This window comes from Mycobacterium ostraviense (assembly GCF_002705925.1).
In the GTDB taxonomy this organism is placed as follows: domain Bacteria; phylum Actinomycetota; class Actinomycetes; order Mycobacteriales; family Mycobacteriaceae; genus Mycobacterium; species Mycobacterium ostraviense.
The window spans coordinates 1,127,122-1,151,686 of record NZ_NKRE01000001.1; the positions used below are offsets into that span (position 1 = coordinate 1,127,122).

15 protein-coding genes and 2 pseudogenes are annotated in these 24,565 nt (G+C 65.4%); 6 read left to right on the top strand and 11 right to left on the bottom strand.

Going from position 1 to position 24,565, the window contains the following annotated elements:
* Positions 1-132 precede the first annotated feature (132 nt).
* The 6 genes from CDN38_RS04940 to CDN38_RS04965 form a co-directional block, all read right to left on the bottom strand.
* Entirely contained in the window at positions 133-828 is a 696-nt protein-coding gene (locus CDN38_RS04940; protein WP_075511772.1) for an LppX_LprAFG lipoprotein, read from the bottom strand.
* 343 nt (positions 829-1,171) lie between these two features.
* A complete protein-coding gene (locus CDN38_RS04945; RefSeq protein WP_099319324.1) occupies positions 1,172-7,528 on the bottom strand; it encodes a type I polyketide synthase in 6,357 nt (2,118 codons plus the stop codon).
* Between the two features lie 16 nt (positions 7,529-7,544).
* Positions 7,545-9,665 (bottom strand): p-hydroxybenzoic acid--AMP ligase FadD22, encoded by a 2,121-nt coding sequence (locus CDN38_RS04950; RefSeq protein ID WP_075511771.1) that lies wholly within the window; start codon positions 9,663-9,665, stop codon positions 7,545-7,547.
* A 15-nt stretch (positions 9,666-9,680) separates the two neighbouring features.
* On the bottom strand, positions 9,681-10,271 hold the full coding sequence (locus CDN38_RS04955) for a chorismate--pyruvate lyase family protein (RefSeq protein WP_075511770.1): 591 nt from the start codon (positions 10,269-10,271) through the stop codon (positions 9,681-9,683).
* 43 nt (positions 10,272-10,314) lie between these two features.
* Entirely contained in the window at positions 10,315-12,063 is a 1,749-nt protein-coding gene (locus tag CDN38_RS04960; RefSeq protein WP_099319325.1) for an AMP-binding protein, read from the bottom strand.
* 291 nt (positions 12,064-12,354) lie between these two features.
* Positions 12,355-13,446 (bottom strand): LLM class flavin-dependent oxidoreductase, encoded by a 1,092-nt coding sequence (locus CDN38_RS04965; protein ID WP_233026756.1) that lies wholly within the window; start codon positions 13,444-13,446, stop codon positions 12,355-12,357.
* 312 nt (positions 13,447-13,758) lie between these two features.
* Here CDN38_RS04965 and CDN38_RS04970 point away from each other — a divergent pair, with 312 nt between their 5' ends.
* Positions 13,759-14,571, top strand: coding sequence for a phthiotriol/phenolphthiotriol dimycocerosates methyltransferase (locus CDN38_RS04970; protein WP_075511769.1), 813 nt, complete (start codon positions 13,759-13,761; stop codon positions 14,569-14,571).
* A gap of 54 nt (positions 14,572-14,625) precedes the next feature.
* Positions 14,626-15,882 (top strand): saccharopine dehydrogenase family protein, encoded by a 1,257-nt coding sequence (locus tag CDN38_RS04975; RefSeq protein WP_075511768.1) that lies wholly within the window; start codon positions 14,626-14,628, stop codon positions 15,880-15,882.
* A 20-nt stretch (positions 15,883-15,902) separates the two neighbouring features.
* On the opposite strand, the gene CDN38_RS04980 is transcribed toward CDN38_RS04975, so the two are convergent.
* Positions 15,903-17,255 carry a condensation domain-containing protein gene (locus CDN38_RS04980; RefSeq protein ID WP_099318826.1) on the bottom strand — a complete coding sequence of 451 codons (1,353 nt, stop codon included), beginning with the start codon at positions 17,253-17,255 and terminating at the stop codon, positions 15,903-15,905.
* Between the two features lie 215 nt (positions 17,256-17,470).
* The gene (locus CDN38_RS31690; RefSeq protein ID WP_267888290.1) at positions 17,471-17,599 is read right to left on the bottom strand and encodes a hypothetical protein; all 129 of its coding nucleotides are present in this window, start codon (positions 17,597-17,599) and stop codon (positions 17,471-17,473) included.
* Positions 17,600-17,613: 14 nt separating this feature from the next.
* Here CDN38_RS31690 and CDN38_RS04985 point away from each other — a divergent pair, with 14 nt between their 5' ends.
* Together CDN38_RS04985 and CDN38_RS04990 are read left to right on the top strand one after the other, a co-directional pair.
* The gene (locus CDN38_RS04985; RefSeq protein ID WP_075511766.1) at positions 17,614-18,345 is read left to right on the top strand and encodes an FkbM family methyltransferase; all 732 of its coding nucleotides are present in this window, start codon (positions 17,614-17,616) and stop codon (positions 18,343-18,345) included.
* Positions 18,346-18,399: 54 nt separating this feature from the next.
* Entirely contained in the window at positions 18,400-19,134 is a 735-nt protein-coding gene (locus CDN38_RS04990) for a glycosyltransferase family 2 protein (protein ID WP_075511778.1), read from the top strand.
* Positions 19,135-19,901: 767 nt separating this feature from the next.
* Here the strand turns inward: CDN38_RS04990 and CDN38_RS04995 are convergent.
* From CDN38_RS04995 to CDN38_RS05005, 3 genes and pseudogenes are all read right to left on the bottom strand, one after another.
* A pseudogene (locus tag CDN38_RS04995) lies at positions 19,902-20,992 on the bottom strand (PLP-dependent cysteine synthase family protein).
* A 195-nt stretch (positions 20,993-21,187) separates the two neighbouring features.
* Positions 21,188-21,637, bottom strand: a complete 450-nt coding sequence (gene lpqS, locus CDN38_RS33500) for a putative copper homeostasis (lipo)protein LpqS (protein ID WP_456320257.1) — start codon at positions 21,635-21,637, stop codon at positions 21,188-21,190.
* Between the two features lie 477 nt (positions 21,638-22,114).
* Positions 22,115-23,257 (bottom strand): NAD(P)/FAD-dependent oxidoreductase, encoded by a 1,143-nt coding sequence (locus CDN38_RS05005; protein WP_075511777.1) that lies wholly within the window; start codon positions 23,255-23,257, stop codon positions 22,115-22,117.
* Between the two features lie 567 nt (positions 23,258-23,824).
* Between CDN38_RS05005 and CDN38_RS32340 the strand changes: the two are divergent.
* Both CDN38_RS32340 and CDN38_RS30385 read left to right on the top strand, forming a co-directional pair.
* A pseudogene (locus tag CDN38_RS32340) lies at positions 23,825-24,022 on the top strand (IS110 family transposase); the annotation flags it as partial.
* 97 nt (positions 24,023-24,119) lie between these two features.
* Positions 24,120-24,392, top strand: coding sequence for a transposase (locus tag CDN38_RS30385; RefSeq protein WP_233026757.1), 273 nt, complete (start codon positions 24,120-24,122; stop codon positions 24,390-24,392).
* Positions 24,393-24,565 lie beyond the last annotated feature (173 nt).

The following is a 24,565-nucleotide window of genomic DNA, read 5'->3' on the forward strand; positions in this document are numbered from 1 at the left end:
CAACAACGCCATCCACCACCACGCGCAACGGATGCCAAGGTGACTCGAGCCCCAATTTTCCTGCACCACGGCGGGGCACACGCCCCTGGGGAACTAGCCTGATAAAAGTCCCCCCAGCGAAGCTAGTCGTTGCTAGTCGACGTTGAGGGGTTCGTTCCATTTCGACAGGGTCAGCTCGACCGCCCCGGACCCGATGTCGATGTTTGCCCGCACGAGGCGGTGCGAACCGTCCGAGGCGATCCACACGGTCGCCGGCCTGGGCTGCCGGGCTGCAGGATCCAACATCTTGACGGTGTCGGTCGGGACGGTTCCGCTGATCTTGGTGGTGGGAATTCCGTCGATCACCTCCGAGCCTTGTGACTGCAGATTGGTGATTCCCGAGAGTACCTTCGCCACCCCGTTGCTGGGATCAACCACCCGTGAGGCTGCCAAGTCGGAGATGGAGCCCAGGTTGGTCCAGTCATCGAACAGCTTCACCGAGATGTTGTCGTCCTTGGTGCGGAACGGAACGTCCGGCTGGCCCTGATAGGTGCACACGCCTTTCGCGGCGAGCGGATTGGCCCGGACATCGACGTCGGCGCTGGTGATACCGAGCAAACTGTCGACTTTCCCGGACGTTCGAATCGCCACGTGCACGCTCGTCAAAGACTTCGTCGCCTCGAGCGACTGCTTGACCTCGGCCACCAGCGCGGGGTCGCTCGTCGTACTGACCGAACTGTGCGCCTCGGATTCGGGTTTGTCGGCAGCGCAGCCGGGTAGCCACAGCACCAGGCCGGCGGCCACCGCCACCAGAAGGGCGAAAGTCACCGGCGGTTTCCGTTCGTTCATTGCTCATCCTCTCGATGATGTTTCGCCCGAACCGCTCGCAACGCGTGCGGCACCGACCCAACACACAGACCAGTCAAGCCACCACAGCGCAGCTAGACAGCGACGACGTTCACCGGTCCGGTACCCTGTCGCGGTCCTTTCCCGGCCCTCTCCGGCCCCCGTGATCCGCCGTGTGTCGGCCGATCAACCCAGCCGACTATAGGTTCGGTGCGTCCACACTAACCCGGCACGGTACCGCCCGGGCGGCCGTCGCCAACCCGGCATCCGAGCGGCATGACGGGCCATCGGCACCCGGGTACTGCTGGGCCGATGCCGCGACCCTGCCAGTGCCGGCCGGACCGTGCTACGCATGGACCGACAACTTCTCTTCGTCCTCTTCGTCGCGTTCGGCATGCGGTGAGTGGTCACCATTGGAGTCGGGACGGATTTGCCGGGCGATGTAGTCGGCGACAGCGGTCGGGGTGGGATGGTCCAAGATCACGGTGGGCGGCAGGGTCAGCCCGGTGGCGTTCTTGAGACGGTTGCGTAGCTCGACGGCGGTCAGCGAGTCGAAGCCCAGGTCTTGGAACCCGCTGTCGGGGTCGATGTCCTCGGGAGCGGGACGACCCAGCACCGCCGCGGCCTGCGACCGCACTATCCCTACCAGCAGGCCGTGTTGCTCGTCGGGGGCCAGCCCGTGGAGGCGTTGGGCGAGCGCCGACTTCGATTGGGTGGCATCTGCGGTGTCGTCGATTTGGCGTCGCCGGGGGCGGCGGGCGAGCCCGCTGAACAATGCCGGCAAGCCGCCGGCCTGGGCCCGGGCGTTGAGTGCGGCCCGGTCCAGGCGAGTCGCGACCATGACGGGGTGATCGATCGTCAGCGCGGCGTCAAACAACTCCAGCGCCTGCTCCGGGCTCATGGCGACCAGCCCGCTACGGCTCATCCGGGCCAGATCACGCTCACTCAAATGAGCGGTGATGGCGCTGGTTTGCTCCCACAACCCCCACGCCAGGGATGTTCCCGCCAGGCCCGCGACCTGCCGGTGAGCGGCCAGTCCGTCCAGGAACGCGTTCGCCGCCGAGTAGTTGCCCTGCCCCGGAGAGCCCACCGTTGCCGCGATCGAGGAGCACAGCACAAACATCGACAAATCCAGACCCCGGGTGGCCTCGTGCAGGTTCCAGGCCGCGTCCACCTTGGCCCGCAACACCGTGTCGATCCGGTCCGGCGTCAGCGAGCTGATCACCGCGTCGTCGACCACCCCTGCGGCGTGAATCACCCCGCGCACCGGCGGCCACTCCGCCGCAAGCTGCGTGAACAAGCCTGCGACCGCGTCCCGATCGGCCACGTCGCAGGCCACCACCTGCACCCGGGCACCCGCGTCCGCCAACTCGGCGGCGAGCTCGGCCGCCCCCGCGGCGCGATCGCCCCGCCGACTGGCCAGCACCACATGACGCACGCGAAAGGCGTTGACCAGGTGACGTGCCAGTACCGCACCGACCATCCCGGTGGCACCGGTGATCAGCACGGTGCTGTCGGTCAGCCCGTCGGGCAACGCCGAGGGCATGGTCAACACCACCTTGCCGATGTGGCGGGCCTGGCTCATGAACCGGAATGCCGCCGGCGCGCAGCGCACATCCCAGGTGGTGACCGGCAGCCGATGCAACACCTGGGTGTCGAACAGCTCCTTCACCTCACGAAGCATCGCCTGCATGCGCACCGGACCGGCCTCCGACAGGTCAAACGCCCGATACCGCACGCCCGGATAGTTGGCGGCGATCTTCTGCGGATCGCGGATATCGGTCTTGCCCATCTCGAGGAACCGCCCGCCGCGGACCAGCAAACGCAGCGAAGCGTCCACGAACTCGCCGGCCAGCGAGTCGAGCACCACATCGACCCCGCGGCCTTCGGTGACCGCCAAAAACTTTTCCTCGAACTCACAGGTGCGGGAATCGCCGATATGGTCGTCGTCGATCCCCATGGCGCGCAACGTGTCCCATTTGCCGCGGCTGGCGGTGACGAAAACTTCCACTCCCCAGTGGCGAGCCAGCTGCACCGCCGCCATGCCCACGCCGCCAGTGCCGGCGTGGATGAGCACCGATTCGCCCCCCTTGATCTCGGCCAGGTCCGACAACCCGAACAAAGCCGTCAAGAACACCACCGGCACCGCTGCGGCCTCCGCGAACGACCAGCCGCGGGGTGCCCGGACAACCAGTTGCTGGTCCACCACCGCCAGCGGGCCGGCGCCACCCAGGAAGCCCATCACCGCGTCGCCGACGGCCACACCGTTTACCTCGGGACCGGTCTCGATCACCACTCCGGCGCCTTCGGCACCCAGCGGTGGCGCCTGGCCCGGATACATCCCCAACGCGGCCACCACATCGCGGAAATTGACCCCGACGGCTGCCACGGCCACCCGCACCTGCCCCGCCTGCAGCGGTGCCCGGGCCTCCGGGCAGGGCTGGATCACCAGATCCTCCAGAGTCCCGCCGCCACCGGCGGCCAACCGCCACGCCTCTTCGGCGGGCAGCGCCAGCAGCGGCGGCGCCGGGGCCAGCCGGGCGTTGTGCACCACGCCGCCGCGCACCACCAGCTGGGGTTCGCCGACGGCGGCCAGCGCCACAGCATCCACCCCCCGATCCACCGGTGCGTCGGTGTCGACCAACACGATCCGGCCGGGTTGTTCGGCCTGTGCCGAACGAACCAGACCCCACACCGCTGCGCCAGCCAGATCGCTGACATCCTCACCCGGCAATCCCACGGCGCCGCGGGTCAGCACCACCAAGGTGCCGGCCCGGTCGGTGCCCAGCCAGGACTGCAACACCTGCAAGGCGGCGTGGGTGGCCGCATATGTCGAGCCCACCGCATCCGCGCCGGCAGAACCGCACTCCCACACCACCACGGCGGCATCGCCGGCCCCGGCGCCATTGCCGTTGGCGCTCGCCGGCATACCCGCAGCAGCGGCGCAATAGTCCTCCCAAGACAGCACCGACAGCACCGCGGGTTGGCCAGAGTCGTCAACACTGTTGTGGTTCAACGACATTGGTGACCAGATCACTTCCAGTGGCCCCTGGTCCGGCCCGCGGCCGGCCGCGTTCACCGCGGCGCGTAACTGCTCGGCCGTCGTCGCCCGGGTCACCAGGGCGCCGACCGTCAGCACCGGCAGCCCCTCGGCATCGGCGATCTCGACCGAGATGGCATCGGCGCCTGCCGAGGCGAGACGGGCCCGTACCCGCCCGGCGCCGCCGGCGTGCAGCGACACCCCGCGCCAGCAGAACGGCAGCATCGTCTCGGTGGTCTCGATAGCCAATCCCAGGGCATGCAGCACCGCGTCCAGCACGGCCGGGTGCATCCCCATCCCCTCGACCGCCACCCCGTGCTGCGCTGGAGCAACCACCTCGGCGAACAGCTCCGACTCGCGCCGCCAGACCGCCACCAGCCCCTGGAATGCCTTGCCGTAGGCATAACCGCGGGCGGCCAACCGTTCGTACCCGTCAGAAATGTCGACAATCTCGGCACCCTCCGGCGGCCACACCGACAAGTCCGCCGAGGCCTGCGCGGGGCTCTCCCCGAGGGTGCCCATGGCATGCAGCAACCACTCCCCGTCGCAGTGGTCACCGCGGGAATACACCGATACCGCCCGGGTTCCCGCGTCATCGGCGGCGCCGACCACCACCTGTACCTTGACCCCCGCGCCAGGGTGCATCACCAGCGGCGCGGCCAGGATCAGCTCGTCGATGACCGCACAGCCGACCTCGTCGGCGGCGCGGATGACCAACTCCACAAAACCCGCCCCGGGGAACAGCACCACCCCGCCGACGACGTGATCGGCCAGCCACGGTTGATCGGACAATGACAACCGGCCTGTCAATACCACTCCGTCGGAGTCGGGCCGCTCGACCACCGCACCCAGCAACGCATGTTCGGTCGGGCCCAGACCCAGACCGACCGCGTCGGCGGGCCCGTCGCCGCCCGGCGTCTCCCAAAACCGCCGCCGCTGAAAGGCATACGTGGGCAAGTCGACCCGCCGCCCACCCGAGCCGGCGAACACCGCGGGCCAATCCACCGGCACCCCAGTGGTGAACAACTGGCCGGCCGCACCCATTGCAGCGGCTAATTCGGGACGGTCTTTGCCGAGCATCGACACCACGACCGCCTCAGCCGGGGCCAACGACTGCTCGATGGAGCTCGTCAAACCACTGCCGGGACCGACCTCGATGAAGTGCGTCGCGCCGAGCTGCTGTACCTGGCGCGCGCTGTCGGCAAAACGCACCGGCCGGCGGACATGATCGACCCAATACGGCGCTGACCCGAAATCACCTGTGGTGCTGGCTAATTCGCCCGTGACGTTCGACACCAGGCCGATTTGCGGCGTCCGCGGCTCGAACCGGGCCGCAATCCGCGTGAACTCGTCGAGCATCGGCTCCATCAGTGGCGAATGAAAAGCATGCGACACCGTCAACCGGTGCACCCGCCGACCTTGCTCGGCAAAGCGATCCGCAATCGCGCTCACGGCAGCCTCGGCGCCGGAGATGGTCACCGATCCGGGCGCATTGATCGCGGCGATGCCCACCCCCTCGCCCAGCAACGGCATCACCTCTTTTTCAGCAGCGGCCACCGCCACCATCGCCCCACCCGCCGGCAGCGCCTGCATCAACCGTCCCCGCGCCACCACCAACATCGCCGCGTCCGCCAGCGTCAACACCCCGGCCACGTACGCCGCCGACAACTCCCCCACCGAGTGGCCCATCACGAAATCGGGCTGCACCCCCCAGCGCCGCAACACCGCGAACAACGCCACCTCGACCGCGAACAGCGCCGGCTGAGCAAACTCGGTGGTGTCCAGCAACGCCGCATCGCCACCCCAGACAACGTCGCGCAGCGGCAATCTCAGATGCTGATCCAACTCATCGGCCACTTCGTCGAACGCTTCGGCGAATATCGGCAGCCGCTCGTACAACTCGCGGCCCATCCCGAGGCGCTGGGCGCCCTGACCGGGAAACACCACCACCGCCTTGCCCACCGGACCCGCTTGACCCACCGCGACGCCCGCACCCGGGTCACCATCGGCCACGCTGGTCAGCCCCGCGATCAACGCCTGCCGGTCGGCGCCGACCACCACGGCTCGATGCTCGAACACCGACCGACCGGCAAGCGTGCAGCCCACGTCGAGCGGATCCAACGCCGGGTCGGCCTGCACATGGGCCGCCAATCGGCTCGCCTGCGCCGTCAACGCCTCAGCCGATTTCGCCGACACCACCCACGGCATCACCGACAACCGCTGTCCGCCCCCGGTGGTTTGGTCCGCCGCTACCGGGGCCGGCGCGGGTGCCTGCTCCAGGATCACGTGGGCGTTGGTGCCGCTGATCCCGAACGAGGACACTCCGGCCCGGCGCGGACGCCCGCCAACCGGCCAGTCCCGGGCCTCGGTCAACACCGACACCGCGCCGGTTTCCCAATCCACCCGCGGCGAAGGCGCATCCACGTGCAGCGTCGCCGGCATCAGACCATGCCGCATCGCCTGCACCATCTTGATGACCCCGGCAACCCCCGCCGCAGCCTGGGTATGACCCATGTTCGACTTGATCGAGCCCACCCACAACGGCTGCTCTGCAGGACGGCCTTGCCCGTACGTGGCCAACAACGCATTCGCTTCGATGGGGTCACCCAACGTGGTGGCCGTCCCGTGCGCCTCCACCACGTCCACGTCCGCCGCGGTCAGCCCGGCACTGCCCAACGCCGCCCTGATGACCCGCTGCTGGGCCAGCCCGTTGGGCGCGGTCAAACCATTGGAGGCACCGTCCTGATTGACGGCGCTGCCACGCACCACCGCCAGCACCGAGTGCCCCAACCGCAGCGCATCCGAGAGCCGCTCGAGGACCACCACACCGGCGCCCTCACCCCAGCCGGTCCCATCGGCCGCCGCGGCGAACGCCTTGCAGCGACCGTCGGCAGCCAGCCCCCGCTGCCGACTGAACCCGACGAAGATCGACGGCAACCCCATCACCGTCACCCCGCCGGCCAACGCCAGGTCGCACTCCCCCGAGCGCAACGACGCCATCGCCCAGTGGATGGCCACCAACGACGAGGAGCAGGCGGTGTCCACCGACACCGCCGGGCCTTCCAGGCCCAACACGTAGGAAACCCGACCCGAGGCCACGCTGACCGCCGTGCCGGTCAACCCGTACCCTTGCAGCCCCCCGGTTTCCTTGCTGCCATAACTCGGCGCGAAGATGCCGGTGAACACCCCGGTCGCCGACCCCCGCAACGACAGCGGGTCAATTCCCGCGTGCTCCAACGCCTCCCACGAAACCTCCAGCATCAACCGCTGCTGGGGATCCATCGCCAACACCTCGCCGGGGGCGATCCCGAAAAACCCGGCGTCAAAACCCGCGGCATCGTCTAAGAACGCACCCCAGCGCGTATAGGTCTTGCCCTCGGCATCGGGATCCGGATCGAACAGCCCCTCCACATCCCAGCCGCGATCCGTCGGAAACTCCGACACCAGGTCCCGACCCTCGGCGACCACCTCCCACAACTTCTCCGCGGAATCGACCCCGCCCGGAAAGCGACACCCGATCCCCACCACCGCCACCGGTTCGGTGGCCCGCTGTTCGTAATCCCGCAGCCGGGCGCGTGCCTCATCGAGTTCGACAGCAACCTTTTTCAGATAGCGGAAGAGCTTTTCGCTCTGCTGGTCGGCGCCTTCCATGCTCGTCGTCATCGCCACTTGCTCCTCTTCATGATTCGCCCAACTCCGAATCGATCAGCTGGAAAATTTCGTCGGGAGTCGAGGCGTCCTGGATCCGTTTGCCCAAGCGATCCCCGGCGTCGGTGATGGCGCCGAGGATGGCACGCAAACGGTCGGCCACGCGCCGCTTTTCGCCGTCCCCGATCGTCAGCACCAGCTCGTCGATTCTTTTCAATTCCTCGTCGACTCGCCCCTTTGCGTCCATGCTCGCCGGCAGGGGCATGGCCATCCGGCCCGCCTGCCGGTCCCCACCGGACAGTTCAGCCTCCAAATATTGGGCCAGTCCCGATATCGAGCCGTAGTCCCACCCGACCGTCTCCGGCAGCCTCAGGCCGGTAGCCGCGGCCAATCGATGACAAAGTACGACTGTCATCTGGGAGTCAAAACCCAGCTCCGAGAACGCAACATCCCGATTGAGCGACTGCGGATCCGACTCGCCCAGCATCTTGGCGGCCTCGGCAGACACCGCCTCCACCACCAGCCGGTGACGCTCTTGCTGCAACGCGGCCAGGCGTTCCTTCAGCGTCACTTCGCCGGCATGCCCGACGACGGTGTGCACGGCAGCCGGCCGGTTGTCGAGCTGAAGATCCGCGTCAGTCCCGGGCTGGACCGACGAGAGTTCCCAGATCGGTTTCGCCGGGCTCGCGGCACGAAGCGCGCTGCGCAACAACTTTCCGTTGGCGGTCCGGGGAAGCCGCTCCACGACGGCGAGTCTGTGCGGCACCTTGAATGCGGACAGTCTGGTAAGCAACCCCCGGTGGATGTCTCGCATCACCGATTCATCGATGACCGCGTCGCGTGCCGGCACCAGGAATGCCTGCAGTGTCGACGCACCGGCGGCCTCCTTTACTCCGACAACCGCGACCTCAGCCACCGCGTCGTGCTCGACCACCAGTCGTTCGACTTCCCGCGGATTGACGTTGACGGCTCCGACGATTTCCGTGTCGTCCGCGCGGCAACGGTAGGAAACCCAACCCTCGGCGTCGATGCGCACCGCGTCGCGGGTGTCGAGCCACCCGTCATCCTCCACGGTCGGATCGGGACAATTCCAGTAGCCGGTCGCGATCGATGGTCCCCGCACCCATAGATTTCCGTCCGCCCCGGGTTCTGCGGGTGCGCCATCCGGTGCCAGAACACGAATCTCGTAGGGCGGAAGAACTTTTCCCAGAGTTCCCGGACGCCATTCGTCGACGGTATTCGAGACGAAGGTCTGCCCCACTTCCGTCGATCCAATTCCGTCAAGAATGGGGATACCGCCGAAGAATTCGATGAGCCGCTCGGCGAGGCCCATGTCGAGGGCCTCGCCCGCTGACACGATGCACCGGAGCGTCCGAAAAGACTCGGAAGAACATGTGTCGACGACTCTGGCAAAGAAATTCGGCACGCCGTAGAGCACCGACGGCTCGAATCTCTCGCACAGCGTGGCTGCCATTTCCGCACCCACCGGCAAAGGATTGATGACCGCGGAACCGCCTGTCGCAAGGGGGAACCAGACCGAATTACCCAGGCCATAGGCGAAATACATGCGCGCGGTACTCAGCCCCGTGTCGTGGGCCGTGAGCCGCAGCGCCTGGTGACACATGGCGTCGACAAATGTCAACGGGTCGGCGTGCCGATGGATGGCCGCTTTCGGCGGCCCGGTGGTACCCGAGGTGTAGGTCGCGTATGCGTCAGCATCACCTTCGAGCTGCTCGTATTCTGCGGGCTCGGCCCGCGCCGCCGCCGACAACAGCTCGGCGGCATCGACCACACCCGACGGGCGGAACCGGCCGCACAGCGGGCCGGAGGTGACAACGAGCGCCGGCTCGGTGTCGCGCTCCAGAAACGCGTGGTCGTCACGATGCAGATCCGGATTCGCCAGGAAAGCCATGGCGCCACGAGCCAGGCACGCCAGCAATAGCTGCACCAGCTCCGGTGAATCCGGAAGGCACAACAGGACGCGGTCCCCGGCGCCGAGGCCGCGGTGTCGCAGCACGTGCGCAAGCCGCGCGCCGCCGTCATGGATTTGGCCATGCGTGACGATCTCCGGCGCATAGTAGGCGGGCTGGTCATACCATCCCGCTTCCAATGCCCGCTCAGCCAGGAACCCTGCCAGGTTGCCATTCCGCATTACTGGGTGACCGCCCTAGCGCGCCGCAGTGATGACATTCGAAAATTGGCGGCAATCGGCTTCTTCGTGCGGGACATCTTGGAATACGGTGCGAAGAAAATACTCGGTGATGACAATGATCGGCTGTCCGCCGGACAAAATTCGGTAACGGCGCGCGACGGTTCTCCGGCGCGAATGCTGGTATCCGTCGAGAGCGAGCCAGCGGGGCGAGGCTCCGACCCAGACTTTGGCCGCCTCCTTGAATGTCTCGATGTAACTGGCTGCCATAACCTCGCCAATAGGATGATCCGTCCTGGTCAATCGCGCCACTATTTCGGCGGGCAGCAGATCAATGGCGACCAACGACTCCGCGGCCACAAACACGGTCCCTGAATTCCGGCCCTTGAGCAGGATATTTCGTTGCAGAACCCGGCCCGCCGCCGATTGGCCGAGCTCGACCATTTTCGGTGCGGCCCGCCGGATATGTTGATTGACAATCTGCACGACGATCTCTTCGTTGGCCACCACGTTGAGAATCCGGGTCAGGGTGCCATTGGTTGCGATGAGTATCCGAAGATCGCGATCGAGGTGTCGGATCTCTTCATCAGACAGCGTGCAGTCGGTCATATTCCATGTCTCGGGTAATGCGCAAACCCCCATACGTGTGCCGTCATGCGGCACCGTCCACGCGGGTGAATTCCTGGTTCAGGTAACGCTCGACGCAAGTTGAACGTCGGACCTTACCGCTGGTGGTGACGGGAATCGAGCCCGGAGCCACCATAACGACATCCGCGACGCGTACCCGGTGTAAACGCGATATCGCGGACGTGACGTCGCGTTTGACCGTCCGCAGCCTATTCGATGCCTCGTCGTCGGGGTGACCCCACGTCGTGACCTCGATGATGGTGACCAGCTGCTCGGTGCGGTCGTCGGGCACCGCTATCGCCACCACCCGGCCACCGGTGATCTCCTGGATCGTCGCCTCGATATCGTCGGGATAGTGGTTGGACCCATCCACCACCAACAGATCCTTGATACGGCCGGTGATGAACAGTTCGCCCTCGAACATGACGCCGAGATCTCCGGTCCGCAGCCACGGGCCGACCGGCGTGCCGGCCGAGGGATCGACGAGCTTTGCCCCGAAGGTCCGCTCGGTGAGTTCGGGGTTTCGCCAATAGCCCATGGCAACGTTGTCGCCCTGCACCCAGATCTCGCCGACGGTTCCCTCGCGAGTCTCCGTCCTGGTGTCGGGGTCGACGATCCGCACGGTCGATGCCCGCGGCGTACCGTAACTGACCAGCTTGGCGCCCTCATCGGCGTCGTTCCCGCAGCGCTTCGCCCAGCCGGCCGCCAAGTACTGGTAGTCGAAACAGACAGTCTTGGGCGGGCGTCCCGGTCCCGCGGTCGCCACGTACACCGTCGCCTCGGCGAGCCCGTACGAGGGCCGGATCGCAGTCTGGCTGAGGTTGAACTTGGCGAACCGGTCGATGAAACGCCGGACCGTGACGGGGTTTACGCGTTCGGCGCCGGTGGCGATCGCCCGCACGTGCCCGAGATCGAGACCGGCCATATCGTCATCGGACGTTCTGCGCACCGCCAAGTCGAAGCCGAAATTCGGTGCGCTGGAAATCTGTCCACGATGTCTGCCCAGCAATTGCATCCAGCGGGCCGGCCGCTGCAGAAATGCCATTGGGCTTAGCAACACTGCGGTGTCCTGGTTGATCATCGGGAGAATGACGCCCAACATCAAGCCCATGTCGTGATAGAACGGCAGCCACGACACCGCAGTTGACGGAACTTTTTCCGTGTCCCCGAGGTAATCGGACATCAGCTGTACGCAATTGGTGATGACGTTCTTGTGCGACAGGACAACACCGGCCGGCGAGCGGGTCGACCCCGACGTGTACTGGATGTAGGCCGTGCCCGGACGCGCGGGCGCGGTGGCGGCCAGTTCTCGCGGCGAGTCCAGGTCCAGCGAGTCGACCGCGACGACGACCGGTTCCCGGCCCTGCGCGGCGCGCGCATGCGGCACATACCTGGCGACCTCGTCGACGACCGACGACGTCGTCAGAATGACGGTCGGCAGGGAATCCCGCAGGGCGGCGGATATTCGTTCGTCGTGGATGCCGAACTGCGGTACCGGCAGCGGAACGGCGATCAGGCCGGCCTGCAGCGCACCCAGGAAGGCAACGATGTATTCCAGCCCCTGCGGGGCCAATATCGCAACCCGATCACCGCTCGACCCGCAGATCCTCAGCTCGTCCGCCACGATCGTCGCGCGCCGATAGACCTGCCACCAGGTGAGGGTTTCGGTAAACCCCTTCGCATCTACCTCGTAGTCAATGAACTTGTACGCCGCACGGTTGGGGTAGTGGCTGGCTGCCTTCTGCAGCAGATCGGTAAGCGACGACTCGCTCATGGCGAATCGCGTTGCGTTCCCATTCGGCGGTTGCACCGCTTGCGGATCCGCGATCCGTTCGGTTTGCGTTGCCACCTCGCCCCCAGCCTGAAATGACAAGTTCGTCTGCATGATCATCCTTCGGCTCTTGACGGAAGAGAGTACGGACGTTTTGCTGCCGTGTCCTTCGAATCGGAATCGGCGCACAAACGGCTCGTAGATTGCCCGGAAGCGCAACGCCACATCGATGAGGCCCCACGACAATAACAGGGTCCCCGCCGCGCTGCCCGCGGCCCAGAATTAACCCGATCGTCAGCCGCGCTTCGGCACGCTGACGCCCAGCTTCCTGAGTCCGCGCAGCACCTTGGCGTGCGGCAGGCTCGCCGCGACCGCCTTGCGCAGGCTCGGGTTGACCAGACTGCCGTTGATCACCAGCAGGTACTCGAGGCCGTGATCGCGCCATTCGGCTACTTGGTCGACGACTTCCTCGGGGGTGCCGCTGAAGATAACTTCTTTCATGAGTGCGGGCGGGACTTTCGCGGTGTATGACAAGACAGTCTGCTCGTCCATGGTTTGTGGAATCACATCCTGGACCCCGGAGAAGTCGGCTCCCATCGGATGCTCGACGCCGTGGCGGGCCCAGGCTGTACCCGGTACCCCCAGCGCGGTCGTCTTCACGATGACAGAGTCCAGCATCTCCTCGACGTCGTCGCTATTCCGGCCGGTGATCACGCCGCGCACCGCCGAAGGGATGATCGACATCGGGTCACGACCGGCGTCGGACGCCGCGGTGCGCACGGCTTCGAGCGCATGGCGGTAGTCGCAGGGACGCACCAGCACAATCGGAACCCAGGCATCGGCGTAGCGTCCGGTTGCCCGCAGCATCCGCGGCCCGTGTGCGGCGATCCAAATTTCCGGCCATTTCCCCCGGTACGGCGGCAGGTCGAACGCGGCGTTATGCAGCGGAAAGTACGCCGATTCGCGGGAGACGAGCTCCCCGTTCGAATTCCACAGTGCGCGAATGGTGGCGAGGGCCTCTTCGAATCGCGCTACCGGTTTGGTCCATTCCACGCCGTAGGGCTCGTTGGCTTCGCGTTCCCCGACACCGATGCCGAGGATGGCGTTGCCCCGGGTAAGCAGCTGCAGGGTCGCTGCGGCCTGGGCCGTGACCGCTGGATGGCGGCGACTGGCGTCGGTCACGCACACGCCGAGTCGCAGGCCCTTGGGCCGCCCGCAGGCGAGGTTTCCCAGCATCGTCCACGGTTCGTAGTTCGCATCGATGCTGGGCACGAGTTTCGCCGCGATTCCGAGGTATTCCGACGTCGCGATCGAGCGCGGCAGCAATCCGTTCAGGTGGTCGGCGACCCAATACGAATCGGCGCCCGTCAGGGTCGCCGCTACCATGCTGGACCGTGCCAGCCAACTAGCCGGAAACCGCGTATGCACGAGCGAATCCACAAAGCCGAAGCGAAATCCACCCTTGCGCACGGCTTTCACGCCGCGCTGTCGATCAACCACATGCCGGGGGAGACTACCCCAGCCGGCTGCTTACCGCTTACCGCGGTCGAAGTGAGGGCGCGTGGAAATGAGGGCGCGTGAGAGCGCCAGCGCCGGGCTCAGGCGGCTGGCGGTCGCGCCTGAGGACCGCAACGCTGCACCGAGCTGCTTTCCCCGCAATCGGCTCGCGATGTCGAGGGTCTGCCATAATCCTTGCCCATGCCCTTCAGTCCCACCCATAGCCTGCTTGCCCGCGCCGGTAGCACCGCGCTCTACAAGCGAGTTTGGCGGTTCTGGTACCCACTGATGACGCGCGGGCTCGGTGCCGACGAAATCGTTTTCATCAACTGGGCCTATGAGGAAGATCCGCCGATGGCCCTGCCGCTGGAGGAATCCGACGAGCCCAACCGAGCCCACATCAACCTGTACCACCGCACGGCGACCCAGGCGGACCTGAAGGGCAAACGGGTGCTGGAGGTCAGTTGCGGCCACGGCGGCGGAGCCTCCTACCTCACCCGCACCTTGCAACCGGCCTCTTACACGGCGCTCGACTTGAACCCGGCCGGTATCAGACTTTGCCAGAAGCGACACCACCTTCCTGGTCTTGATTTCGTGCGAGGCGACGCCGAAAACCTGCCCTTCGATGACGAATCCTTCGACGTGGTTCTCAACGTCGAAGCCTCGCACTGCTATCCGCACTTCCGGCGTTTTCTCGCCGAGGTGGTGCGGGTGCTGCGGCCGGGAGGATACTTCGCCTACGCCGACCTGCGCCCCAGCAACGAGATCCCCGACTGGGAGGCGGACCTGGCCGACGCCGCGCTGCGGCAACTGTCGCAGCGCGAGATCAACGCCGAGGTCTTGCGGGGCATTGAAAGGAATTCGCAGAAGTCACGGGAGCTGGTCGAACGCCATCTGCCGGCCTTCCTTCGTTTCGCGGGCCGCGAATACATCGGCGTGCAAGGCACCCAGCTGTCCCGCTACCTGGAAAGCGGCGACATTTCCTACCGGATGTACTGCTTCGTCAAGGACTGAGACGGCCAACCGCCCGGCCCAGGGGCGCAGCGATGCTCCGGTAGTGTCACCCGGATGAGTCCGGCCGAACACGAGTTCGACATCGTCGTGTATGGCGCCACCGGCTTCTCGGGCACGTTGACCGCCGAACACCTCGCGGGCGCCGGGTCGAGCGCACGGATTGCGCTGGCCGGCCGCTCCAGCGAACGGCTGCACGCCGTGCGGGAAACGTTGGCCCCGACCGCCCGTGACTGGCCGCTGATCGTCGCCGACGCGTCACAACCGGCGACGCTCGAGGCAATGGCCACCCGGACCCGGGTGGTGCTGACCACCGTAGGCCCCTACACCCGCTACGGCCTGCCGCTGGTGGCGGCCTGCGCCAAGGCCGGAACCGACTATGCCGACTTGACCGGCGAATTGATGTTCTGCCGCAACAGCATCGACCTTTACCACAAGCAAGCCGCCGACACCGGCGCCCGGATCGTGCTCGCCTGCGGATTCGATTCGGTGCCTTCGGATTTGAGCGTCTATCTGCTGTACCGCCGGGCGATCGAAGACGGCACGGGTGACCTCTGCGACACCAACCTGGTGCTCCGCTCGTTCTCCCAGCGCTGGGTCTCCGGCGGCTCGGTCGCAACGTATTCCGAGGCGATGCGCACCGCATCCAGTGACCCGGACGCCTACCGGCTGGTCAACGACCCGTATACGCTGACCACCGATCGCGGCGCCGAACCCGAACTGGGTCCGCAGCCGGATTTTCCCCGCCGCCGCGGATGCGACCTGGCGCCCGAACTTGCCGGCTTCTGGACCGGCGGGTTCGTGCAGGGCCCATTCAACACCCGGATTGTCCGTCGTAGCAACGCATTACAGGACTGGGCCTATGGCCGGCGGTTCCGCTACTCGGAGACGATGAGTCTGGGACGGTCGTTCGCGGCGCCGGTCGCATCCGCCGTCGTCACCGGCGCTGTCGCGGGCGCCATCGGTTTGGGCAACAAATACTTCAGTCGACTACCCCGCCGGTTCGTGGAGCGCATCACGCCGAAACCGGGTACCGGTCCAAGCCGCAAATCCCGGGTGCGCGGCCACTATCGATTCGAGACGTACACCACCACCACGACCGGTGCCCGCTACCTGGCGACGTTCGCGCACGATGTCGACGCCTACCAGTCGACCGCGGTGCTGCTCGGGCAGAGTGGTCTGGCACTGGCACTCGATCGCGACAGGCTTTCCGAATTGCGCGGCGTCCTTACCCCGGCGGCGGCAATGGGCGATGCACTGCTGGCACGTCTGCCGGGGGCCGGGGTTTCGATGGGGACGGTCCGGCTGAACTGACGGCGTCCGGAGTGGGACGCCTACCGCGGCCCGCCGATCGCCTCGGGGCGTCCCCAGCCCATCGTGCCGATGAGCGAGAATTCCGACAGCGTGCTCGAAAGGTCTTGTCGCAAGTCGTCATTCGAGTTGGACCGGCCCGGCTGATAGGCGAGGACCGACACGAAGACCTCGGCAGACGTTCGTCCCGACAGCAATCCCAGATATCCGCCGCTGCGGTCCATGACCGATGTGCTCACCCCCCAGGAACCCGTTACGGCGAAATGGTCGGCGTCCGTTCCATCCGGCCGGCAGGCGGCCGGGTCGACCGCCCCGATGTTGGATGAGACATTGCCGGCCGCCACGCCGACCGTTCGCCGGACCAGCCACCGCGGCAACAGCGGTACCAGGGGCAACAGCACCGACTGCTCGCTGGGGAGCTGCTGACGGCGGATCAGCGCTTTCTTTGTGGCGGCACGGATCTGGCGCAGGTCCGTCGCCGCGGAAGCGGGGTCGACGATGATGTCGACCTTGGTGACCGCGTTGGCGCGGGTATCACCGGCGGTACGTTCACTGACGGGCATACCCACGGTGACCGAGCCGTCCGCGGTGACCCGTCCCAATCGCCGGGCGAGGCGGACCGCCAATCCGGCAAGCAGGGTGTTGCTGGTCCCGCCCAGTGACTGTGCCCGGGCATCCCATTCTTCGGCATCGACCAAGATCGTCGCTGCCGGGAGCATGATGGTTCGGTCCGCTCCCGACAGCGGCGCGACTGTCCCGATACGTCGCGTCACCGCCGCCTCCGGATGGCCGCGGTGACGCCGGGCCGACCGTGCTGCGTCGACGACGGCGCGGGCGATACCGGGGATGTCACGCGTGGCTTGGCCGGCGTCTTCGCGCAACGCTTCCCAGCGCCGGCGTGACCCGGCTGCCGGCCAGCTAATCTGCTCGCCGCGGCCGCAGGCCGCGTCCGCCACCGCCTCGCACAGCCCGACGGCATCGGTGAGGCAATGGGAGATGACCAGGCTGACGCCCGCGCCGCCGCCGACGAACGGGCGCACCGCGAGTCGCCATTCGGGTCCCCGCTCGGCGTCCAAGGGCGCGCTGGCCTGCTCGTTGAGCCAGGTATCGAATTCTTCACGGGGACGCGGCACCGCGACGATCTCGAGGTCGGCCGGGCCGTTGGACGAAACCCAGCGATGACGTCCGAACGGCAGGGGTGAGCATTCGATTCGGCGGGCCAGCCGTCCCCGCTGCAGATGGCGATGAAACTGCCGCAGCCGGTCGATGTCGACCTCGCGGTTGTACACCCAGACACACTGCAACACGTTGAAGGTTCCGGTCGCTCGCTCGGCGGCAAAGAACGTCTGGTCGAGTAGATCGACCACATTGCTCATTGCGTCAAGTCCCTTCGTCTTACCCCCAACCGGTGCGAGCCGGCCCTGACCGCCCGACCGTTGCGACCAACCGCATCCCCACCCAAGCGAGCGCCGCGCGGAAGCCCAAGAACCACAACGTGATTGAGCGACGTGGGGGCACCCCTAGGTTGCATGCTGCCGTGTCGCCAACTCGAGGGCACGTTCGCAACCTCCTCGCGTAGCCGCGGTGCAGTCTAGCGCGCCTTGCCGCCCGAGCTGTTCGCCGTCAACGGGTTCACCGCCCTTCGCCGCTCGTCGACAAGAAACCCGATCACCGGCCGCATCGCCCCGGCTCCGGCCGGGCAGATCGGGCCGACGGGCATGTTAGTGTCACACGGTGCATTTGTCGGACCTTGCTCGATTCATCGTGCGCAGCGCCGCCTTCGAGGTGCCGCGCCGTTATTCCGAGCGGGACCTGAGGCACCAGTTCGTGAAACAACTCGAATTGCGTCAGGTCGATGTCGTTTTCGATGCCGGAGCCAACACAGGGCAATACGCCAAAGGCCTTCGCAGAGCGGGATACAAGGGCCGCATCGTCTCGTTCGAACCGCTATCCCGGCCATTTACCACGTTGGAAAGAAAAGCGGCAACCGATCCGCTTTGGGATTGCCGGCGGTGTGCGCTGGGCGATGCCGACGGGACGGTCTCGGTCAATGTCGCCGGAAACGCCGGTCAAAGCAGTTCGGTGTTGCCCATGCTGACGCGTCACCAGGAGGCCTTTCCCCCGGCCAACTATGTCGGCACCGAGGAGGCGCCGATTCACCGACTGGATTCCGTGGCGCCGGAATTTCTCCGGCCGAACCGTGCGGCTTTTCTCAAGGTCGACGTGCAGGGATTTGAAAAGCAGGTACTCGACGGCGGCAAGTCGACGGTCAATGACCATTGTGTCGGGATGCAACTCGAACTCTCCTTCGCACCATTGTACGAGGGCGGCATGCTCATTCCGGAAGCACTCGATCTCGTGTATTCGTTGGGCTTCATACTGACCGGTTTACTGCCCTGTTTCATCGACGCACGTAATGGTCGAATGTTACAGGCCGACGGTATCTTCTTCCGCGATACCAATTGAGTGGAACCGCTACGCGAGGCCGGCTTGACCGCTGCTGAAACAACGAAAGCCGCCATGGCCGCACCAATGTTTTCCATCATCATCCCCACCTTGAACGTGGCCTCGGCGCTAGGGGTTTGCCTCGAGAGCATCGCCTGCCAAACCTTCCGGGACTTCGAGTTGGTACTGGTCGACGGCGGCTCGACGGATGCAACCCTCGATATCGCGAACAGCTTTGCCCCCAACTTCGGCGCGCGCCTGGTCGTCCATTCCGGCACCGACCGCGGGGTCTACGACGCGATGAACCGCGGCGTGAGCCTGGCTACCGGGACGTGGTTGCTCTTTCTGGGCGCCGACGACGCGCTGTACGAGGCGGACACCCTGGCCCGGGTGGCCGCCTTCATCGGCGAACATGAGCCCAGCGATCTGGTATATGGCGACGTGCTCATGCGCTCAACCAAATACCGCTACGGTGGCGCCTTCGACCTCGATCGCCTGCTGTTCAAGCGCAACATCTGTCATCAGTCGATCTTCTATCGCCGCGAGCTCTTCAGCAGCATCGGCCCCTACAACCTGCGCTACCGGTCGCTGGCCGACTGGGACTTCAATATCCGCTGCTTCTCCAACCCCGCACTCGTCACCCGGCACATGGACGTCGTTGTCGCACGCTTCAACGAGTTGGGCGGACTCAGTAATACCTACGTAGACAAGGCTTTTCTCAAGCGGCTGCCGATCACCACCAGATTCGGCATCAGGGTGGTCATCATTACGGCGCGCTGGTGGCTGAAGTGGCGCGCCCGAACAGGATAACAGTCACAGCGACGTTCCCTGGCGCCTGGCCTCTCTGAATCATGCTGTCGGCCAAAATCTTCCATCGCTATCGATAATCGGCATTATCCATGAAATCAACCGAGCCGGGCTGCCCCCAAGCTCTTGCTCCCTGCGTTCGGCGCGCTGCCGGGCACGGGCAGCCGTCCTGGGCTTCGCGAGCTATCAACCCGCGTATTGCGGACAGAGGTGTTGGATGGACAGGAGTCTCAGCCACCGCGCCTGCTCTGGCGACAGAGTTACGCCGTTGAACGCCTTCATCGCCCATAAGTCGATGATGACGAACTCTTGAGGTCACCGGTGATGCGTTGCAGTCGTGCGTGGTTCAGGGTCATCGTCACTGCGCCCAGGCTGGCCCGATTGTGGGCTACGGTCCACAAAATCGTTGTGTCACAAGGGGCTGCTCGAAGTCACCACTTCGATCATGAGGCGCTAAACCAGATCCGAACACCACACTGGGGCCACCGGTGCCCGCCGTCCTGCAGTGCAGCTTGCGCCCGCCGGGGGGCGAAGTGACTGCGGCCGAGCGGGTATGACCTATCTTTTTTCTGTCAACCAGCTCGCCAGGCGCAGGGCTATCAAGGCAGCGTTTTCCGGCAGTGCCGTGGGTCGGCGTGTCGCTGCTCATCGTCGTCGTGCTGCCAGCTTCAACATGAAGAAGTCGGTGTTGGCGCCCGAATTGGGCGATGATCGGCGATCCCGCTGGACATATCGAAGCTGCCGGACTGGGGCGGTGAATGAGTTCATTGTCACGCTCCGGCCTGGTCGATGACGGTGGTGCAGCGTGTCCAGGATTCCACGACGCGCTCACTGGGGTCGGTGATGACGGTCGGCACGTCGGGGGTAGGTGATTTAGCAGGTTGTGTTCGCGGCAGTAATCGTCGTTGTAGATGGTGTCGAAGTAGCGTTGCGGGCCGTCGGGAAAGACCGCCGCGATGGTGGTGTCAGGTGACATGGTGCGCGCGGCCCAGCCGGCGACAAGTGCAACCGCGCCCACACTCCAGCCGCCGCTGGTGTGGTGGGTGGCCGCCAGGGCGCGTGCCGCCCACACTGCCTCCGCCGGAGCCACCCAGTGCACTTCGTCGAACGCGGGGTAGTCGACGTTGCGGGGGTAGATGCTCGACCCCAGCCCGCGCATCAACCGCTTGCTGGCCGGTTGACCGAAGATGGTCGAGCCGATGGTGTCCACACCGATGACTTTCAGGTTCGGGTTGAACTCGCGCAACACTCGGGCCACGCCCGCGGAATGTCCGCCGGTTCCCACCGAGCACACCAGGACGTCGATGCGTCCGAGTTGGTCGATGAGTTCTAATGCCAGCGACCGGTAAGCGTCGATGTTGTCGGGGTTGCTGTACTGGTCGGGGCACCACGCGTTGGGATCTGCAGCCAGCAGCTCGGCGACTCGGTCCTTGCGGGCCTGCTGCCATCCACCGACCGGGTGTGGCTCGGTGACCACATCGACGTCGGCGCCGTAAGCGCGCAGCATGTTTTGCACGATCGGTTCCATGCCCGGGTCGGTGACTACGGTCACAGGATGCCGGTAAGTCATGCCGGCCAACGCGAGCCCTAGCCCCAGCGATCCGCTGGTGGACTCGACAATACGGGCCCCCGGTAGCAGCTGCCCGCGGCCACGCGCGCGTTCAACCATGTGCAGGGCGGGACGGTCTTTCATGCTGCCGCCCGGGTTGAACCCTTCCAATTTGGCCCAAAACCCGCGATCGTCGGCGGTCAGCGGCGCCGAGATCCGCAGCACCGGAGTATTGCCGACCAAGGCGTCTGGTCGGCGAAAAGGGCTGGGGGCGGTTTGGCGTCTGGCAGTGGGGTGCTGGACCCTTGCCAGGATGGGTTGCCCTGAGCTGCGCAGGTCGACGGTGTCGAGCGACACGTCGGAGAGCTCGCAGGGCTTCAATGATAAGAGATTGTTCATCGGATCGTCGCTTTGTGCTGGGCGGCCGCAACGCAGCGCGCGGCCATTGACATGGGCAGCAGGTCACCGACCGTCGTGTGCAAGGCACAACAGCCAGGCGCTGACCAGTCAGCGACGAGAAAGACAGAACCGGGTCAGCAAATCTTGACCCGTAAGGGCAGCGGCTAGACCTCCCGGTGGGCCCCGCCCAGCCGGCACCGCACGGCGGACCAGCGAACCGGCGACGACGACCAGGGCCGACACAAGACTCAGTGCAACCAACGCGGTGGACGACGACTTTGTCAGCATCGCGGTCGGGAACGCCGCGTGGTGTGTGCCCGCAGAACCGTTGTCTACGTGCGGGTGATCGAGCGTGGTCGCGAACTCACTGCCCAGTGAGGACACCAAAGCGTGGGCTGGGTGAGAATTGTGGGATATCGGCCGTAGCAGGTCCGAGTGAGCGGCGATGGCGAGCATCCCAACCGCGGACACCACGGCGACGAGGGACCGCAGGTGTGGCCGGCCGCGAGCAGCGCTGCACCAGGCCGCCGCCCGCACCCACGCCTGCCAGTACCCCATACCCCTAGAGGGTACAGCGCAGTCCTACTCTTTGCCAAGGCGAGTACAGGGCGGCTGGGTGGCCCCACCACCGTTGGGCCGCAAGGCGGCTGTACGGCCGGCGGTGATTTGTTGAAAAATATTTCATTAGCTGCCGTTTTGAGGTGCAGCCGCTACACCCTTGTCGAAAACGATTGTCATTAAAAGCTCAGCTTCTTGATAATGATAATCGTGTTTATTAGCCTGGCTGAGTGGTAGGAGAGCTTTTTCAAAATTAACGAGCCAGATTGACGTTCGGCGGCATGGCCCCGATCAACACCATGACAGACTCTTCCCCGCCGACTTCCGCCCGATCGTCGACCAATTGACTGGAATGATCATCATTGCCAACAGGCAATCTGGCATCGGTTACCCAGCCGGGGTATGTAACGCTTTAGCTCGTCACCGCTGATTACTAACCGCACGTGAAGAATCTCACCAGACACAACGATGTTTCAGCTACTTAAGGGAGTCTGCAAACCATCGCTGACGGCGCTCCCGGGAGAACTGGGCCTTTTCAGCCGCCAGCGCAAGGGACGGGCCTTCGAGCATCCCCGTGGGGTGCGGGCCACTCAAGAAGTTCACCGCCACCTTCCCCACTTCACCACGGCCGAACTCGATAAAGCAGTCGGCTGCGCCGTCATACGGAGCGGGCGGCGGTGTACCCCGAACATCAGCGATGATCTGCTCAGCCACAAACTGCGCCGCGCGCAAGGCGAACACGCCCGCCTTGGCGGTATGAGCAGCAGCCACATCGCCAATGGCATACACGCCATCAAATCGAGTGGCCAAATTGGTCTTGGCGACCGGGATCCAACCCTCCGGCGCCATGCCAGCTTCGGCAACGACGGCGGGCACTCGATGCACCGGGATTCCGATGAACAGGTCATACGGGATACCGCCCCCCTCGACGAATTCCGCGGTCTTGGAGGCACCTTCGAGGCGGCCCACAGTTCGCTTCGGCACAAAGGTAATCCCACGAGCGGTGAGGAGGTCAAGCAGTGGCCGCGAGACTTCCTGCGCCACGGGAACAGGTGCCCCCATATATCCGGTTACGGTGATCGTTACCTGGTTACGCAAGCCTCGCTGAGTGAAGTAGTCCTCGAGCAGGAACGCAGCTTCGAACGGTGCGGGAGGACACTTGTACGGTTCGCCGAGCACGCCAATGACGATATTTCCGCGGTCAAATGCCGCCAGTGCCTGGCGTAAACGGTCCGCGCCGTTGAGGGTGTAGTACTCATAACCATTCTCAACGAAGCCAGGAGTGGCCCTGACATCGTAGTCGGCCCCCAATGCCACGACGAGGACATCGGCATCGTACGACTGAGAGTCGGTCTGCACTTGGCGACTTTCCGGGATGATTTTGGTGATTGTTTCCTGGCGGAACTCGACAGTGGGCTGCGCAATAGCTGCATATGGCAGCCGCGCCTCTTCGGCACTGTATCTGCCCATCATCACGTCAATCTTGGAAAATCCGAAATGGAACGAGTCGTTGCGATCAATGAGCGTAATCCGCACATTGTCTGCGAGCGACTCTGACAGGCGCGTGGCCAACTCCAGCCCGCCGAATCCCGCACCGAGGATAAGTACGTTAGTCGTCATCAACATCCGATCTTTGGCGTTTGATTGCTGATCTACGCCCGAGTACCCACTCGTCGCGGGCTCAACCCTCGACGTCCCCCGCCACCGACTCCTGGTCTGAGCCGCCCCGCGGGTCAAGCGTGGGCAGCGCGCATATAGTCAAGAAGCTCAGCATCTACTCATGCCCCCCGAAGAAGATCATATTGCCTTTTGCCGCAAAGAGTTTGATCGCTGGCATATTCGCCACCCGCGCCGCGCGCGCGTTGCATCGTCGGCGGGGTGGACACCCACCACGCTGCGGTGGTGCTGCTCAACGGCACCCGCATCGCTGACGGCGGTTCCCAGCCACCGCCGCCGATTACACGTTGCTGCTGGCCTGGTTGCGCTCATTGGGACGGCTGTTCGCGGTTGGCGTCGAGGGCACTGGCGCCTATGGCGCCGGCTTGGCCCGCCACCTCACCGCCGAGGGAGTGCGGGTGGTCGAGGTGAACCGCCCCGACCGGCGCCAACGTCGCATTAAATTAATTTAAGGGCAAGTCTGACCCACTTGATGCCTACGCCGCCGCCGATACGGTCTTATCCGAAAGGGCCACCGTCACACCGAAACTGGGCACTGGAATCGTAGAAGCCATCCGCGCCCTGCACACCACTCGGGCTGGCGCGGTCAAGGCCCGTACCGCGGCGATCAACGAGCTGCGCTCGTTGCTGGTCACCGCGCCCGCTGACTTGCGCGACCGCATGCGGGAACTCTCCGTGGCCGCCTGCGCACGCCTGCGACCCAGGTGACTTCAGCGACCCGCAGGCCGCTGTTCGTGTCACGCTGCGTACCCCGGCGCCGCGCCACCAAGCCCTGACCGCCGAGATTGCTGCCTATGACACCCAATTGCGGCCCCTCGACGAACGGGCCTGCCCGCAACTGCTTGCCCTCCACGGTGTCGGATACGAGACCGCCGCCCAGCTGCTTATCACCCCCGATCGGATAGGCTCCGAAGCAGCGTTTGCCGCGCTGTGCGGGGTCGCACCGATCCCGGCATCCAGCGGCAAAACCCATCGCCACCGATTATCCCGCGGCGGCGACCGCCAAGCCAACCGCACCCTGCCCATGATCGCCTGCACCCGGCTGGGCCACCGACGCTCAAACCCGCGCCTATCGTGATCGTCGCGCACGAGAACAACTGTCGCCCAAAGACATTCTGCGCTGCCTCAAACCCTACCTCGCCCGACAGATCTACAAGGCCCTCACCAGCGCAAACATCGAACCAGCCGAAATCGCTATAGCAGCTTGACAACCATAAGAGCATCGGGGCGGCTCATGAGTTGGAAGCTGGG

Excerpts from the sequence above, each read along its gene's own strand:
- CDN38_RS04950 (WP_075511771.1), bottom strand. The coding sequence starts at position 9,665 with ATGCGGAATGGCAACCTGGCAGGGTTCCTGGCTGAGCGGGCATTGGAA.
- CDN38_RS04975 (WP_075511768.1), top strand. The coding sequence starts at position 14,626 with ATGAGTCCGGCCGAACACGAGTTCGACATCGTCGTGTATGGCGCCACC.
- CDN38_RS04960 (WP_099319325.1), bottom strand. The coding sequence starts at position 12,063 with ATGAGCGAGTCGTCGCTTACCGATCTGCTGCAGAAGGCAGCCAGCCAC.
- lpqS (WP_456320257.1), bottom strand. The coding sequence starts at position 21,637 with ATGGGGTACTGGCAGGCGTGGGTGCGGGCGGCGGCCTGGTGCAGCGCT.
- CDN38_RS04955 (WP_075511770.1), bottom strand. The coding sequence starts at position 10,271 with ATGACCGACTGCACGCTGTCTGATGAAGAGATCCGACACCTCGATCGC.
- CDN38_RS04970 (WP_075511769.1), top strand. The coding sequence starts at position 13,759 with ATGCCCTTCAGTCCCACCCATAGCCTGCTTGCCCGCGCCGGTAGCACC.
- CDN38_RS04945 (WP_099319324.1), bottom strand. The coding sequence starts at position 7,528 with ATGACGACGAGCATGGAAGGCGCCGACCAGCAGAGCGAAAAGCTCTTC.
- CDN38_RS31690 (WP_267888290.1), bottom strand. The coding sequence starts at position 17,599 with ATGCCCGTCGGCCCGATCTGCCCGGCCGGAGCCGGGGCGATGCGGCCG.
- CDN38_RS04940 (WP_075511772.1), bottom strand. The coding sequence starts at position 828 with ATGAACGAACGGAAACCGCCGGTGACTTTCGCCCTTCTGGTGGCGGTG.
- CDN38_RS04965 (WP_233026756.1), bottom strand. The coding sequence starts at position 13,446 with ATGGTAGCGGCGACCCTGACGGGCGCCGATTCGTATTGGGTCGCCGAC.
- CDN38_RS05005 (WP_075511777.1), bottom strand. The coding sequence starts at position 23,257 with ATGACGACTAACGTACTTATCCTCGGTGCGGGATTCGGCGGGCTGGAG.
- CDN38_RS04980 (WP_099318826.1), bottom strand. The coding sequence starts at position 17,255 with ATGAGCAATGTGGTCGATCTACTCGACCAGACGTTCTTTGCCGCCGAG.
- CDN38_RS04990 (WP_075511778.1), top strand. The coding sequence starts at position 18,400 with ATGGCCGCACCAATGTTTTCCATCATCATCCCCACCTTGAACGTGGCC.